Here is a 13,976-nt window from a genome sequence, read left to right as displayed (position 1 = left end):
GGTTCCGGGCCTCACCGCACACCGCACCGGCCGGTGGGGAAGACCGTCGGCAGAGCTGCCCTTTGCGGGTGGAGCAAGGGGCATGGCGGACAAGGCGAAGGGGCTGCGAAAGCAGGGAATTGCGATCGGGAAAACGCCGCCCCGGTATCGGATCCGTAACCCCTCGTCAGCCGAGCGTGAAACGCACCGGTGTTCCGGCCGCAGCCTGGGCCGCCGCCGCGAGGGCGAATTCGGCGACGACCGCGATCACCGGGTAGCCACCGGTCGTCGGGTGGTCGTGCAGGAAGACCACGGGACGGCCGTCCGGCGGGACCTGGACGGCGCCGAGGACCATGCCCTCGCTGGGCAGTTCGCCCGTCGATGCCCGCTCCAGCGCCGGCCCCTCGGTGCGCAGGCCGATGCGGTTGCTGTGCGCGGAGACCCGGTACGTCGCCGAGGTGAAGGTGTGCAGCGCGGCCGGGGTGAACCAGTCCGCCCGCGGACCGGGACGTACCGGCAGGACCAGCTCGGCGGGCGGCCCCGGCCAGGGGGCGACCGCCGGTCCCGCCGCCTGCCGCGCGGGGGTGCCCACCGGGACGGTGTCGCCGTCGCGCAGCGGCGCCGGGCCGAGCCCGGAGAGGAGGTCGGTCGAACGGCTGCCGAGGACGGCCTCGGCGGCGATGCCGCCGGCGACCGCCAGGTAGGCGCGCACGCCCGCGGTCACCGGGCCCAGTTCCAGGACCGCGCCCGCCGGGACCCGCACCGGAGCCCCCCAGGCCGCGGGCAGCCCGTCCACCGTCACCGGGCAGGGCGCGCCGCCCACCACGACCCGGACGGCGTGGGCGGTCCGCAGGGCGCAGCCGGTCAGGGTGGTCTCCAGGACGGCCGTGTCGGGGTCGTTGCCGAGCAGTCGGTTGGCCAGCCGCATCGCGGGCGCGTCCAGCGCGCCGGAGCGGGGCACCCCGAGGTGGGCGTGGCCGCGCCGGCCGGCGTCCTGCACCGTGGTGAGGGCGCCCGCCCGGACCACCGTCAGCTTGATGGTCACGCCGTGGCCTCCGCCGGGCCGCCGGCCACCGCGCGGAAGCGCACCCGCGTGCCGGGGGTGAGGAGCGCCGCCCGCTCCCGTGCGGGGTCCCACAGGGGCGTCGGGTCCGGCATGGTGCCGATCAGTTGCCAGCCGCCCGGGGTGGCCCGGGGGTAGACCGCGCTGTACGGCCCGGCGAGCGCGACCGCTCCGGCCGGGACCCGGGTCCTGGGCGTGGCGCGTCGCGGCACGTGCAGTTCGGGCGGCAGTCCGGTGAGGTAGCCGAAGCCGGGGGCGAAACCGCAGAACGCCACCCGGTACACGGCAGCGGCGTGGCGGGCGGCGGCCTTCTCGGGGGCGACTCCCCACAAGGCCGCCACCTCGGCCAGGTCCGGCCCGTCGTAGCGCACCGGGATCTCCACGACGTCGCCGACGCCGGCGGCCTCCGGCGGCACGTCCCAGCGCGCGACCCGGCGGGCCAGCGCCTCGGGGTCCGGCACCCCGTCCAGCAGGACGGTCCGCGCGCCCGGCACGATCTCCTCCACCGGCGGCAGCGTCCCCGCGGCGCGCCGCCGCAGCAGTTCGGCGTGGAAGGCGGCGGTGTGCTCGGCGTCGGGCAGTTCGACCAGGAGCGCGTGCCGGCCGGCCCGGCGCGTCGTGCGGAGCGGTCCGGCCGTCATGCGAACGCCCCGACCTCGACCCCGGCCGTCTCCAGTGCCTCGCGCACCCGTACCGCGAGCCGGGCGGCGCCCGGCGTGTCGCCGTGCAGGCACAGCGAACGGGCGGCGACCGCCACCCGGGACCCGTCCACGGCCTCGACCCCGCCGTCCACCGCGAACGCCAGCGCCCGCCGGACCACCGTGTCCCCGTCCGTCACCACGGAGTCCGGCTCACGGCGCGGGACGAGGGTGCCCTCGGGGGTGTAGGCGCGGTCCGCGAACGCCTCGGGCACACCGGTGAGCCCCGCGTCCGCGACCGCGGCCAGCAGCCGCGAGCCGGGCAGTCCGAGCACGGGCAGCGCCCCGCCCGCGAGCCGGACGCCCGCGACCACGGCACGGGCCTGCCCGTCGTCGTGCACGGTGCGGTTGTAGAGCGCGCCGTGCGGTTTGACGTACGCCACCTCGGCGCCGGCCGCCTCGGCGAAGACCCGCAGGGCGCCGATCTGGTACGCCACCTCCGCCGCGAGTTCGTCGGGGGGCACGTCCATGGCGCGCCGGCCGAAGCCGGCCAGGTCGCGGTAGGACACCTGGGCGCCGATCCGCACCCCGCGCTCGGCGGCGAGGTCGCAGACGCGGCGCATCACCGAAGGGTCGCCCGCGTGGAAGCCGCAGGCGACGTTGGCGCTGGTGACGACGGAGAGCAGGGCGTCGTCGTCGGTGAGGGTCCAGCGGCCGAAGCCCTCACCGAGATCTGCGTTGAGGTCGATCACGCCATGAACCTAGCGGATCGTTGAACAATCCGACAAGAGTTCGGGAGGAGCGGCTGGGCAGCCCTCTGCGGGAGGGGTGAGAAATTCACCCCTTGTTAGATCGTTCAACGATCGCTTAGGGTCCGTGCATCCGCCACGTATTCGGGGCTATGGTCCCAGGACCGCCGAAGTTCCCCCCAAGCTTCTGAGGCTTTCGGGACTTCCGGGATTTCTGGGACTGCTGAGGTCTCCGGTACGTGCTCTGCCCCCTCCCGCCTGAAGAAGGCCCCCGCATGATCGTTCTGCTCGGTGTGGTCGTGGTGATCCTCGGATTCGTCACGCGCCGCAACCCCGTCCTCGTGGTGGGCGTCGCCGGTATCGTCACCGGCCTGCTCGGCAAGATGGACCCGCTGGAGGTCCTCGCGGCCTTCGGCCGGTCCTTCGCCGACAGCCGCTCGGTCACCGTCTACGCCATCGTGCTCCCGGTGATCGGCCTGCTGGAGCGCTACGGCCTGCGCGAACAGGCCCGCAACCTCATCGGCCGGCTGGGCCGGCTCAGCGCCGGCCGCTTCCTCACCGTCTACCTGCTGGTCCGGCAGGTCACCGCGGCCTTCGGCCTGAACAGCATCGGCGGCCCGGCGCAGACCGTACGCCCGCTGGTGGCACCCATGGCCGAGGCCGCCGCCGAGCGCACCGCGGGGGCCAGGCTCCCCGACCACCTGCGGGAGAAGGTGCGCTCCTACTCCGCGTCGGCCGACACCGTGGGCGTCTTCTTCGGCGAGGACTGCTTCATCGCGATCGGCTCCATCCTGCTGATCACCGGCTTCGTGAACTCCACCTACCAGCAGGACATCGAACCCACCCAGCTCGCCCTGTGGGCGATCCCGCTCGCCGTCTGCGCCTTCGTCATCCACGGCGCCAGGCTGCTGCTCCTGGACCGGCGACTGGAGCGCGAGATGGCACTCGCCGCGGCCGAGCACGACCTGCCGTTTCCCGAGGGGGCCGACAAGTGATCAAGGTCGAATGGCTCTACTGGCTGATAGGCGCCGTCTTCGTCGTCATGGCCGCGCAGATGGCCGCCGACCGCAGCAACCCCAGACGGTGGACCTCCGCCGCGTTCTGGGGCCTGCTCGGACTCACCTTCCCCTACGGCACCGGCGTCGCCGACGCCACCGCGAAGAACGGCGGCTGGACCCTGCCCGCCGAACCGCTCGGCGTCGCGGTCCTCGCCCTGATCGTGCTCGCCGGATTCAACTTCCTCGGCAAGGGCGTCCCGGTCACCACCACCGGTGAGCAGCGCGAGGCGTCCGCCGCCCGGCTGGGCAACAAGATCTTCATCCCCGCCCTGACGATCCCGGTCGTCGCCATCGTCTGCGCCTCCGTCCTGGACGAGTCCGGCCTGTTCGAGTCGGGCAAGGCCACCCTCCTCGGGCTCGGCCTCGGCTGCGTCGTCGCGCTCGTCGTCGGCATGCTCGTCACCGGCGAGAAGAAGCTCTCCGTCCCGGTCCACTCCGGCCGCTCCATGCTGGAGGCGATGGGCTCCGCCCTGCTGCTGCCCCAGCTCCTGGCCGTGCTCGGCTCGATCTTCGCCGCCGCCGGCGTCGGCACCGAGGTCGGCGGCATCGTGAACGACGTCCTGCCGGACGGCTCCAAGTACCTCGCCGTGATCGCGTACTGCGTCGGCATGTTCCTGTTCACCGTCATCATGGGCAACGCCTTCGCCGCCTTCCCGGTGATGACCGCGGCGATCGGCTGGCCGGTGCTGATCCAGCAGATGCACGGAAACGAACCGGCCGTCCTCGCCCTCGGCATGCTGGCCGGATTCGCCGGCACGCTCTGCACCCCGATGGCCGCCAACTTCAACATCGTCCCGGCCACCCTGCTCGAACTGAAGGACCAGTACGGACCGATCAAAGCCCAGCTCCCGACGGGCGTCGCACTCCTCGGCTGCTGCACCCTGATCATGGCGTTCTTCGCCTTCTGAGCCCGCCCCCCGGCCGGACGCCGGGCGGATCCCCGTAAGGAAGTGCTGTGACCCGCGTCCTCATCACCGGCTTCGCCCCCTTCGGCGGCGAGCGCGTGAACCCGTCCTGGCAGGCGGCCTCCCTGGTGGCCGCCGAACCACCCGCCGGAATCGAGGTCGTCGCCGCCGAGCTGCCCTGCGTCTTCGGCGAGGCCCTCGAAACCCTGCGCGACGCCGTCCGGGCGACCGCCCCCGACCTGGTGCTCTGCCTGGGCCAGGCGGGCGGCCGACCCGGCGTCACCGTCGAACGCCTCGGCATCAACGTCGACGACGCCCGCATCCCCGACAACGCGGGCCGCCGGCCCCTGGACGAACCGGTGATCCCGGACGGTCCCGCCGCCTACTTCTCCACCCTCCCCGTCAAGGCGTGCGTCGCCGCGCTGCGCGAGGCCGGTGTCCCGGCCGCCCTGTCGAACACGGCCGGCACCTTCGTCTGCAACCACGTGGCCTACGGCCTCGGGCACCTCATCGCCACCGAGTTCCCGCGGGTCCGCGGCGGTTTCGTGCACGTGCCCTGGGCGCCGGAACAGGTCACCGACGGCCAGGCCCCGTCGCTGCCGCCCGCCACCGTCGCCCACGGCCTGCGCGCCCTGCTGACCGCCGCCGCCCGCACCCCGGCCCGGCAGGACCTGAAGGTCACCGAAGGAGCCACCCACTGATGCCGCTGAGCACCCACGCCGCACCGTTCGCCGCGCTCGCCGTCGCCAACCTCACCCGCGAGTACCCGAACTTCCCCGCCCACCTGATCACCTCGCCCGACGAGCCCGGCTCCCCCCGCGCCCTGCACCCCGCCTTCTACGGCGCCTACGACTGGCACTCCTCGGTCCACATGCACTGGCTGCTGGTCCGGGTGCTCCGCCGCCACGGCGGCACACCCGCGCTGCCGGACACCGCGGCGGCCGTCGACGTACTCGACCGGCATCTCACCCCCGCCCACCTCGCCGCCGAGGCCGCCTACCTCCGCGAGCACCCCTCCTTCGAGCGGCCCTACGGCTGGGCGTGGCTGCTCGCGCTCGCCGCCGAGTGCCGGGCCCACGGCGGCGAGCGCGGCGCCCGCTGGACCGGCGCGCTGGCACCCGCCGTCGCCGCCGTCGAGGACCTGCTCACCGCCTGGCTTCCCAAGGCCACGTATCCCGTACGCCACGGAAACCACCCCAACAGCGCCTTCGCGCTCGGACTGGTACTCGACTCGGGCACCCTGTCCGCCGAGACCGACCAGGCCGTACGGGAACGCCTGCTGGCCTGGTTCGGCGACGACCACGACGCGCCCGCGCACTGGGAGCCCTCGGGACAGGACTTCCTCTCGCCGGCGCTGAGCGAGGCCGACGCGATGCGCCGGGTGCTCCCGGCGGAGCGGTTCGCGCCCTGGCTCGACCGCTTCCTGCCCGCGTTGCGCTCCGGCGGCCCCTGCCCGCCGCTCGACGTCCCCGTGGTCTCCGACCACGCCGACCCGCAGATCGGCCACCTGCTCGGCCTGACCCTCAGCCGTGCCGCCGCGCTGCGCTCCCTCGCGGACGCGCTGCCCGACGGCCCCGTCCGGACCCGCCTGGGCGAGGCGGCCGAGGCCCACCTCGCGGCCGGACTGCCCGCGGTGGCACGCGGCGACTTCACCACCGACCACTGGCTGGCCACCTTCGCCGCCCTCGCCCTCGACCCGCGCTGACCCCCGGGCCCCGTACGGCGGCGCCGCGTCAGGAACGCACCACGTCCACGAAGACCGGGTTGGAGTAGAACCAGGTGTCGGCCCACGGGTCGCCGTTGCCCGGCTCGTGCGCGACGGGGCCGTGCGGGTCGACGGAGGCGCCGAGCGGTCCGGCCCCGTGCCGGTTGCCGTCGCTGCCGCGCAGCCGGACGTAGAACGACTCCGTACCGGCGGTCAGCGGGACACGCAGGGTGTACGTGCCCTTGCGGCCGGTGACGTCCTCGGTGCGCACCACCCGGGTGTCGGGCGCCCGCCAGGCGTCCCGGTCGGCGACCGGACCGCGCACCGCACCCCGGACGACGTCCACGTGCGCGAGCTCGGGCAGCACCCCGTTGGGGTTGGGGCGCGAGGCGCTCGTCACGGTGATGTCGAGGGTGAGGCGCTCACCGCGCCGGACCCGCAGCCGGCCGCCCAGCGTCACGCCCCGGCCGTGGTCGCCGGCGCGCCGCAGCCGCACGTCGAGCCCGTCCAGCAGGTGCCCGTGATCGACCCAGACCCGCCCGGCTCGCAGCCCCGCCATCACCGACCGGTACCCGTACCGGGTGACCCCGACATGGGTGCGGCTGAACTGGCCCGGCCAGAAGTCGCTGCCCGCCTGCGGGGTGCCCGTCTCGACCGGGTCGGGCAGCTTCCCGGTGTTGTCGAAGTTCCGGCCGGGCGCCCAGTCGCCGTTGCGCAGCGTGTCCCGGACGACGCGGTGGGCGTCGGAGTTGCTGGTGACCGAGAACATCCGGCCCTCGGCCAGCATCGAGTCCCACAGGCCGCCGACGGTCGCCGTCGCCCAGTCGAAACCGCCGTAGGTGACATAGGCGTTCGCCGGATAGCCGGGCCAGGACTGCGCCGACGGCTTGTTCTCGTACTCGCCGCGCACCGAGGCCGCCCCGCGCCAGCCCGGTATCGCCGCGCCCTGGGCGCCGGGCGCCCCCTCCATACCGATCATGATCTCCGAGGCGGCGTCCCGCCAGGCGCGCAGCTCGTGCGGGGAGTCGATGCCCAGGCGCAGCGGGTGGTTGGCGAGCACCAGCACGTCGTCGACGTAGCCGGAGCGGCGCTGCCGGGCCAGCCACTTCAGCGCCGCGACGGCGTGCGCCTCGTTGCGGGCGGTGTCGGCGTCGGCGGCGCCGCCCTTGTCGTAGCCGAGCAGCTTGCCGTCGTAGGCCTGCTCGAACCGGGTGAGCAGGTCGACCTCGTGGCGGCCCGGGGCGGCGAAGACGGTGGCGTGCTCGGCGGCCGGGATGTACCACTCCAGCCCCTGGAAGATCAACTGGCGCGGGTTCTCGGCCCGCGCCCTGACGATCTCGCGGTGCTCCAGCGCCGCCCCGAACTCGGCGTGGCCGACGTTGGAGTGCTCGGTGAACACCGTCCAGTCCAGCCCGTACCGGGCGCCCGCCGCGGCCAACTGGGAGAACGTGTACTTGGCGTCGTGGCTGTAGACGGAGTGGACGTGGTGGTCGCCGACCAGGTAGGCTAGGCGCGGGTCCTCACCGCCGAGCCGGTCCCGTCCGCCGCCGACGGCCAGGGCCGGCGCGGCGGGCGCGAGGGCGAACGCGGCGCCGAACAGACCGGCGCGCCGCAGGAGCCGGCGACGGGAGATGCCCTGTGCGTCGAGCCCGACGGGGGAGACGGACGGGTCGGCCCAGACGGGCAACTGCTGCTCGGTCATGACGTCCTCTGGTGCTGAGTGCTGAGTGCGGTGCTGAAGTGGGGCGGGCGGTGCTGAAGTGGGGTGGGCGGGCGTCCGCGGAGCGCGTGCGTGCCGGGCCCATGCCCGGTGCTGCGTGCCGGGGTGGGGAACGCGCCGGGCGGGCGGCGGCGGACAGCGCTGTCCGGACGGCGACGGTCGGTGTCGGCGCACGCCACGCGGCCGGTCGGCTGCACCGGGCGGCCGTCGTCAGGCGTGGCCGGCCCGCGCGGACCGGTGACCGGGGTGCCGCCCACGTGCGGTCCGGCGCCCACCCGCCGGGCCGCTCTCGCGTCGCTCACCTGCCGGACGATGCCCGGACTCAGGGACGGCAGGGTGAAGCCGCCCTGAAGAACCGGCGTGCGGCGGATGTCCGTCTCGCGGCAGAGCGGCCGAACGGCCGCCGGACGCGGCCGGACGCACCCGTCGGACACCCCGCGGACCTGCGGCGACGGGCTTCAGGCGTGGAAGCCGTTGCACACGATGGAGGTGTACTCCGTGGGTCCGCCCTCGACGTGGTACAGCACCACGGTCCAGTCACCCCGGTCGTCACCGATCGGGATCGCGTCGACGGCGCCGTGCTCGAAATGGGCCCGGAAGTCGTCGGGATAGTTGAGCTTCACGGTCCCGCCCGAGGACCACCGGGAGTAGAGGTCCACCGGCTTGCTGGTGAAGCCGATGCCCTTGGCGACGGACCGCAGCGGCCGGCCCGTGGTCCGGTCGGTCTCGTGCGGAGGCCGCACACCCACCGACACGTAGTACGGCGCCGGCCGCTCGCCCTGCCCGGCGCCCTCGGGGCGCAGTGACAGCAGGGCGGTGTCCGAACCGGTGGTGTGGGACACCGAGGACTGCAGGCCCGCCGGCGGCGACGAATCGCCGGGATCGGCCAGGTCGCAGTCGCCGATGCCCTGGGCCGCCTGCGTCGGATCGTCCGACAGCGCCCAACGGTCCTGCGAGACCCGGTCGCCGACGATGTGGTCCGGCGGTCCGCCGGCCGGGCTCTTCGAGGCGGCCGGCCGGGACGCGGTGACCCCTGCCGTGGGCGCCGCCCCGGGATCGTCCTCCCCGCCGTCCTGTGAGTTCAGCCATATCGCCGCCGGCACGACGAGGACGACCGCGCCCGCGAGCCACCCCGTGCGCCGGGCGGCGCGGGCGGACCGCCGCCGTGCCCCCGCGTCGTACGGTGCGGTCGCGGCCGGTTCCGCGACGGCCCGCCGCGCCGCCGCCGCGGGCGGCAGCGGGGTCGTGCGGCCGGCCGCGGGCGCGGCCACCGGCTCCGGCCCCACCCGCGCGCCGGACGCGTGCGGCGTCGCGCCCGCCGGTGCGCTGTCGCCGGGCACCGGGCGCTGGTGGGCGCCGCCGGGTCCGGGTTCGCCGTCGCGGGCCACCGAGCGGTAGTGGGGGTCCGCGGCCAGCGCCGAGTCCACGGCGCACGCGGCGATGACGGCGGACAGCTCCGGCCGCTCGGCGGGGTCCTTGGCCACGCACCGGCGGATCAGGCGGGCCAGTTCGGGCGCCACGCCCGCCAGGTCGATGTCCTCGTGCACCGTCCGGTAGCTCACCGCCGCCGCGTCCCCCGCGCCGAACGGAGGACGGCCGGTCGCCGTGTGGGCGAGCGTCGCTCCCAGCGCGAAGACGTCCGCCGCCGGACCGACCTCGTTGCGCAGCAGTACCTCCGGCGCCGTGTAGCCCGGTGTGCCCGGCGCCATGCCGTCCCGCGTGAGCAGCGTCTGGTCGACGCCCCGGGCGATCCCGAAGTCGATCAACTGCGGTCCCTGCGGCGCGAGGATGACGTTCTGCGGCTTCAGGTCCCGGTGCGTGACCCCGTGCACATGGACCGCGGCCAGTCCCTCGGCCAGCGCGGCGAACAGCCGCAGCGCGCTCCCGGGCGGGAACGGGCCGCTCTCCCGTACGGCCTCGCGCAACGTGGGCCCCGGCACGTACTCCGTGGCCAGCCAGAACGGGGGCGCGTCGAGCGACGCCTCGATCAGCCGCGCGGTGTAGGCGCTGCGGACCGCCTCGACCGTCGCGGCCTCCCGGCGGAACCTGGCCAGGATCTCGGGGTGATCGCTGATCTCGTCGCGGATCACCTTCACCGCCACCAGCCGTCCGCCCGGTGACCGCCCCAGATACACCTGGCCCATGCCGCCGGCGCCGAGCCGGGCGAGAATGCGCCACGCGCCTATCCGAGCGGGGTCCTGCGGTCGCAGCTCATCCACCCGCAGGACTCTGCCACACCTGATCATCACCGGACCGGCGAATCCACAAGCGACCGGCGAAACCGAGACCTGCCGGCGACTACGACTCCGTACCGGACCGGCGGCTTCGTACCGGACCGGCGCCCCGGCACCCGACCGGCGGCTTTCGTACCGGACCGGCGCGGGAACCCGTCGCGCGGACGCCCTCCCGGATGCGTAATACTCTCCCCATGAAGCCGAGTGTTACGCCCGCGCGCGGCGCGATCGCCGTACGGCGGGCCGTCGCCCGGGACGCCAAGCGGCTCACGCGACTCGTCCGGGGCTCGCGCGCCTACCAGGGCCAGTACGCGGCGATGGTCGCGGGCTACCGCGTAGGCCCCGACTACATCGAGGCCCACCGGGTCTTCGTGGCCGTCGACACCGGTGACCCCGCGCACCCGGTGGTCGGTTTCTACTCGCTGGTCCTCACGCCGCCGGAGCTGGACCTCCTCTTCGTCGCCGACGGGACGCAGGGCCGGGGCGTCGGGCGGCTGCTCGTCGCGCACATGAAGTCCGAGGCGCGCGCGGCGGGACTGGACCGTGTCCACGTGGTGTCACACCCTCCGTCCGAGGGCTTCTACCGCAGCGTGGGCGCGCTGCCCACCGGCACCGCCGCCGCGAACCCGCCCGCGGTCGCCTGGGACCGGCCCGAGCTGGAATTCCCGATCCCGTGACCACCGCGGACCCGTCGGCAACCGTCCCGGGGCCGTCGGCAACCGTCCCGGGGCCGTAGACAGCCACCGCGGGGCCGTGGACAGCCACCGAGGGGACCGCCGACCCGCCACACCCCCCGCTTTCGCCCCAACTGTGCCCTCGCGCAACGGGTTTCCGGGTTTTCGGACCCGGCTCCGCTGAGGACGGATCCCCGGGGTACCCCCTCGGCATGACTGTCTACGGGCTGCACGCCTCGCATGAACAGATCCCGCCCGCGGACCTGCTCGACGCCGTGGTCCACGCGGAACGGGCGGGATTCACCGCCGCCATGTGCTCGGACCACTTCTCGCCGTGGAGCGTCCGCCAAGGGGAGTCCGGCTTCGCCTGGTCCTGGCTCGGCGCCGCCCTCCAGGCCACCGAGCACCTGCCGTTCGGTGTGGTGAACGCCCCCGGCCAGCGCTACCACCCGGCGATCGTCGCGCAGGCGGTCGCCAGTCTCGCCGCCATGTACCCGGGCCGGTTCTGGGTGGCGCTCGGCAGCGGCGAGGCGTCCAACGAGCACATCACGGGCACCGGTTGGCCCCGCAAGGACATCCGCAACGCGCGGCTGCGCGAGTGCGTCGACGTCATCCGCGCGCTGCTGAGCGGCGAGGAGGTCAGCCACGACGGGCTGGTCACCGTGGACCGGGCGAGGCTCTGGACGCTGCCGCCCGCCGTGCCACCGCTGATCGGCGCCGCGTGCAGCACGGCCACCGCGGCCTGGTGCGCCCAGTGGGCGGACGGTCTGATCACGGTCAACGCCCCCCGGGAGCGGCTGCGCGAGATCGTCGGCGCGTACCGCGAGGCGGGCGGGCGCGGGCCGCTGCACCTCCAGGTGCACCTGAGCTGGGCGCCCGACGAGGACGAGGCACGCGCGCTGGCGCACGACCAGTGGCGCACCAACGTACACACGCCGCCGGTCAGTTGGGACCTGGACTCCCCGGAGCTCTTCGACATCGTCAGCGAGCACGTCACGCCCGAGCAGGTGGCGGGCACGGTGAACATCTCCGCCGACCTCGGCCGGCACACCGCCTGGCTCCAGGAGTACGCCGACCTCGGCTTCGACGCGGTGATGCTGCACCACGTCGGCCGGGAACAGGGCGCGTTCATCGACGCGTTCGGCGCCGAGGTGCTGCCGCGCCTCGACGTCACCCGCCCGTTGCCCGCCACGGCGAAGGAGTTCCGATGCGTCTGACCCGCACCTCCGACCTGTGGTGGAAGAACGCGGTGGTGTACTGCCTGGACGTCGAGACGTACCAGGACAGCGACGGCGACGGCATCGGCGACTTCGCGGGCCTCACCCAGCGCATCGACCACCTGGTGCGCCTCGGTGTGACCTGCGTGTGGCTGATGCCGTTCTATCCGACACGGGAACGCGACGACGGCTACGACATCACGGACTTCTACGGTGTCGACCCGCGCCTGGGAACGCTCGGCGACTTCACCGAGTTCGTCCGCACCGCCCGGGACCGCGGCATCCGCGTGATCGCCGACCTCGTCGTCAACCACACCTCCGAGGACCACCCGTGGTTCAAGGACGCCCGCTCCGGCCGGGACTCCGCCCACCGCGACTGGTACGTCTGGCAGGACGAGCCCCCCGAGGACGGGCCCGAGGGCGTGGTCTTCCCCGACGCGGAGGACAGCCTGTGGGAGTACGACGAGGGCAGCGGCCAGTACTACCTGCACCGCTTCTACAAGCAGCAGCCCGACCTCAACGTCGCCAACCCCGAGGTGCGCGACGAGATAGCCCGCGTCATGGGCTTCTGGACGCAGCTCGGACTCTCCGGGTTCCGGGTCGACGCCGTGCCCTTCCTGCTGGAGACGGACGGGCAGGACGACGCCGGCGAACTGCCCGACCCGCACGAGTACCTCGCCGACCTGCGGGCCTTCCTGGGCCGCCGCAACGGCGAGTCGGTGCTGCTCGGCGAGGTCAACCTGCCGTACGACGGCCTCACCCGGTTCTTCGGGGACCCCGACTCCACCCGGGGCGACGAGCTGACCATGTGCTTCGACTTCGTCGGCATGCAGCAGATGTACCTGTCGATGGCCCGCGAGGACGCGGGCCCGCTCGCCGCCGCGCTGCGGGAGCGGCCCCCGGCCCCGAGGGACGCCCACTGGGCCACGTTCGTACGCAACCACGACGAGCTGACCCTCGACAAGCTGAGCGACGACGAACGTGCCGAGGTGTTCGCGGCCTTCGGCCCGGACAAGGACATGCAGCTCTACGACCGGGGGCTGCGCCGCAGGCTGCCGCCCATGGTGGGCGGCGACCGCCGCCGCGTCGAACTCGCCTACAGCCTGCTGTTCACCCTGCCGGGCACCCCCGTGCTCTTCTACGGGGAGGAGATCGGCATGGGCGAGAACCTGGCCGCCGAGGGCCGGCAGGCCGTCCGCACGCCCATGCAGTGGACCCCGGAGGAAGGTGCCGGGTTCTCCACCGGCGCGCCCGACACCTTCCCCAACCCGCTGGCGGCCGGCGCGTTCGCACCGCAGCAGGTCAACGTGTACGAGCAGAGCCGCGATCCGGGCTCCCTGCTGAGCCGCATACGGCTGTTCACCGAGCGCTACCGGGAGGCCCCCGAACTGGCCTGGGGTGAGTACCGGCTGGTCGAGAGCGGGGAGCGCTCGGTGCTCGCCCACGTCGGACGCACCACCGACGGAAGGGTCCTCGCCCTGCACAACTTCGCGGGCCGGCCGGCCACCGCGAAGCTGCGGCTCTCCGAGGCGGGGCCCGGCGGACGGCTGACCGATCTGCTCGACGAGGGACACGCCGGACTCACCGTTCCCGAGGACGGCCGGCTCACCGTCGAACTGCCCGCCTACGGGTACCGGTGGCTGCGCGTCGGCACCCCGGCCGACGACCCCGAGAGGGCCGCCTCCGACTGACCCCGCACCCGCCGGGGAAGCCACCCGAGGAGGACCGGGCGGCTTCCCCGGCGTTCGTGCGCTCCGCCTCGCCGAGTGCCCGCGCCGGAGCCGGCGGGGCGGTGGGATATGGCCAACCTCGCTGGTCGTCGCCGTATTTCCGCAGCGTAAAGCCACATGTGACGCCCCCCGGAACGATCACCGCGTCGAGTCGTCCGGCCGACCGGCTTTCGGACATTGATCTCCGCAGTGATGACAACGCCCGGGCGCGCTGAAACGATCACTCCACGCTCGAACGCCGCCCGCCGCACCCCCCACCCCCCGCTTCCCCCCGGTACCCCCACCGCAGGCCGTCGGCCGGCGG

12 protein-coding genes are annotated in these 13,976 nt (G+C 74.1%); 7 read left to right on the top strand and 5 right to left on the bottom strand.

Features of this window, described 5'->3' with window-relative positions; all coding sequences use genetic code 11:
* Window positions 1–166: 166 nt before the first annotated feature.
* From ABEB00_RS18020 to ABEB00_RS18010, 3 genes are read right to left on the bottom strand one after another with little or no spacing between them, the layout of a single operon-like run.
* On the bottom strand, window positions 167–1,024 hold the full coding sequence (locus ABEB00_RS18020; protein ID WP_345620787.1) for a 5-oxoprolinase subunit C family protein: 858 nt from the start codon (window positions 1,022–1,024) through the stop codon (window positions 167–169).
* Entirely contained in the window at window positions 1,021–1,683 is a 663-nt protein-coding gene (locus ABEB00_RS18015) for a 5-oxoprolinase subunit B family protein (protein WP_345620786.1), read from the bottom strand. Before ABEB00_RS18015 ends, ABEB00_RS18020 begins: the two co-directional genes overlap by 4 nt.
* A complete protein-coding gene (locus ABEB00_RS18010; protein ID WP_345620785.1) occupies window positions 1,680–2,432 on the bottom strand; it encodes a LamB/YcsF family protein in 753 nt (250 codons plus the stop codon). Before ABEB00_RS18010 ends, ABEB00_RS18015 begins: the two co-directional genes overlap by 4 nt.
* 272 nt (window positions 2,433–2,704) lie before the next feature.
* Here ABEB00_RS18010 and ABEB00_RS18005 point away from each other — a divergent pair, with 272 nt between their 5' ends.
* Genes ABEB00_RS18005 through ABEB00_RS17990 form a run of 4 tightly spaced genes read left to right on the top strand, consistent with a single transcriptional unit; the run spans window position 2,705 to window position 6,097 of the window.
* Complete coding sequence (locus ABEB00_RS18005) at window positions 2,705–3,424, top strand: DUF969 domain-containing protein (RefSeq protein WP_345620784.1); 720 nt, start codon at window positions 2,705–2,707, stop codon at window positions 3,422–3,424.
* Window positions 3,421–4,395: a DUF979 domain-containing protein gene (locus tag ABEB00_RS18000; RefSeq protein WP_345620783.1), complete on the top strand. Its 975-nt coding sequence runs from the start codon at window positions 3,421–3,423 to the stop codon at window positions 4,393–4,395. Before ABEB00_RS18005 ends, ABEB00_RS18000 begins: the two co-directional genes overlap by 4 nt.
* A 47-nt stretch (window positions 4,396–4,442) precedes the next feature.
* Window positions 4,443–5,093, top strand: a complete 651-nt coding sequence (gene pcp, locus ABEB00_RS17995; RefSeq protein WP_345620782.1) for a pyroglutamyl-peptidase I — start codon at window positions 4,443–4,445, stop codon at window positions 5,091–5,093.
* Window positions 5,093–6,097: a DUF2891 domain-containing protein gene (locus ABEB00_RS17990; protein ID WP_345620781.1), complete on the top strand. Its 1,005-nt coding sequence runs from the start codon at window positions 5,093–5,095 to the stop codon at window positions 6,095–6,097. The genes pcp and ABEB00_RS17990 overlap by 1 nt, the downstream gene beginning before the upstream one ends.
* A gap of 28 nt (window positions 6,098–6,125) precedes the next feature.
* Here ABEB00_RS17990 and ABEB00_RS17985 read toward each other — a convergent pair whose 3' ends face one another.
* Window positions 6,126–7,799 carry a PHP domain-containing protein gene (locus tag ABEB00_RS17985; RefSeq protein WP_345620780.1) on the bottom strand — a complete coding sequence of 558 codons (1,674 nt, stop codon included), beginning with the start codon at window positions 7,797–7,799 and terminating at the stop codon, window positions 6,126–6,128.
* 476 nt (window positions 7,800–8,275) lie between these two features.
* Window positions 8,276–10,036, bottom strand: a complete 1,761-nt coding sequence (locus tag ABEB00_RS17980) for a serine/threonine-protein kinase (protein ID WP_345620779.1) — start codon at window positions 10,034–10,036, stop codon at window positions 8,276–8,278.
* A gap of 191 nt (window positions 10,037–10,227) precedes the next feature.
* Here ABEB00_RS17980 and ABEB00_RS17975 point away from each other — a divergent pair, with 191 nt between their 5' ends.
* The 3 genes from ABEB00_RS17975 to ABEB00_RS17965 all read left to right on the top strand — a co-directional run bounded on the left by ABEB00_RS17975 (window position 10,228) and on the right by ABEB00_RS17965 (window position 13,633).
* Window positions 10,228–10,728 carry a GNAT family N-acetyltransferase gene (locus tag ABEB00_RS17975; RefSeq protein ID WP_425586516.1) on the top strand — a complete coding sequence of 167 codons (501 nt, stop codon included), beginning with the start codon at window positions 10,228–10,230 and terminating at the stop codon, window positions 10,726–10,728.
* 209 nt (window positions 10,729–10,937) lie between these two features.
* Window positions 10,938–11,942: a TIGR03885 family FMN-dependent LLM class oxidoreductase gene (locus ABEB00_RS17970; protein WP_345620776.1), complete on the top strand. Its 1,005-nt coding sequence runs from the start codon at window positions 10,938–10,940 to the stop codon at window positions 11,940–11,942.
* Window positions 11,933–13,633 carry an alpha-amylase family protein gene (locus tag ABEB00_RS17965; protein WP_345620774.1) on the top strand — a complete coding sequence of 567 codons (1,701 nt, stop codon included), beginning with the start codon at window positions 11,933–11,935 and terminating at the stop codon, window positions 13,631–13,633. Before ABEB00_RS17970 ends, ABEB00_RS17965 begins: the two co-directional genes overlap by 10 nt.
* Window positions 13,634–13,976 lie beyond the last annotated feature (343 nt).

It is taken from the genome of Streptomyces ziwulingensis, assembly GCF_039542605.1.
GTDB lineage: Bacteria > Actinomycetota > Actinomycetes > Streptomycetales > Streptomycetaceae > Streptomyces > Streptomyces ziwulingensis.
The sequence above is the reverse complement of the archived record's forward strand: the minus strand, read 5'-3'. Positions and strand labels throughout refer to the sequence as shown.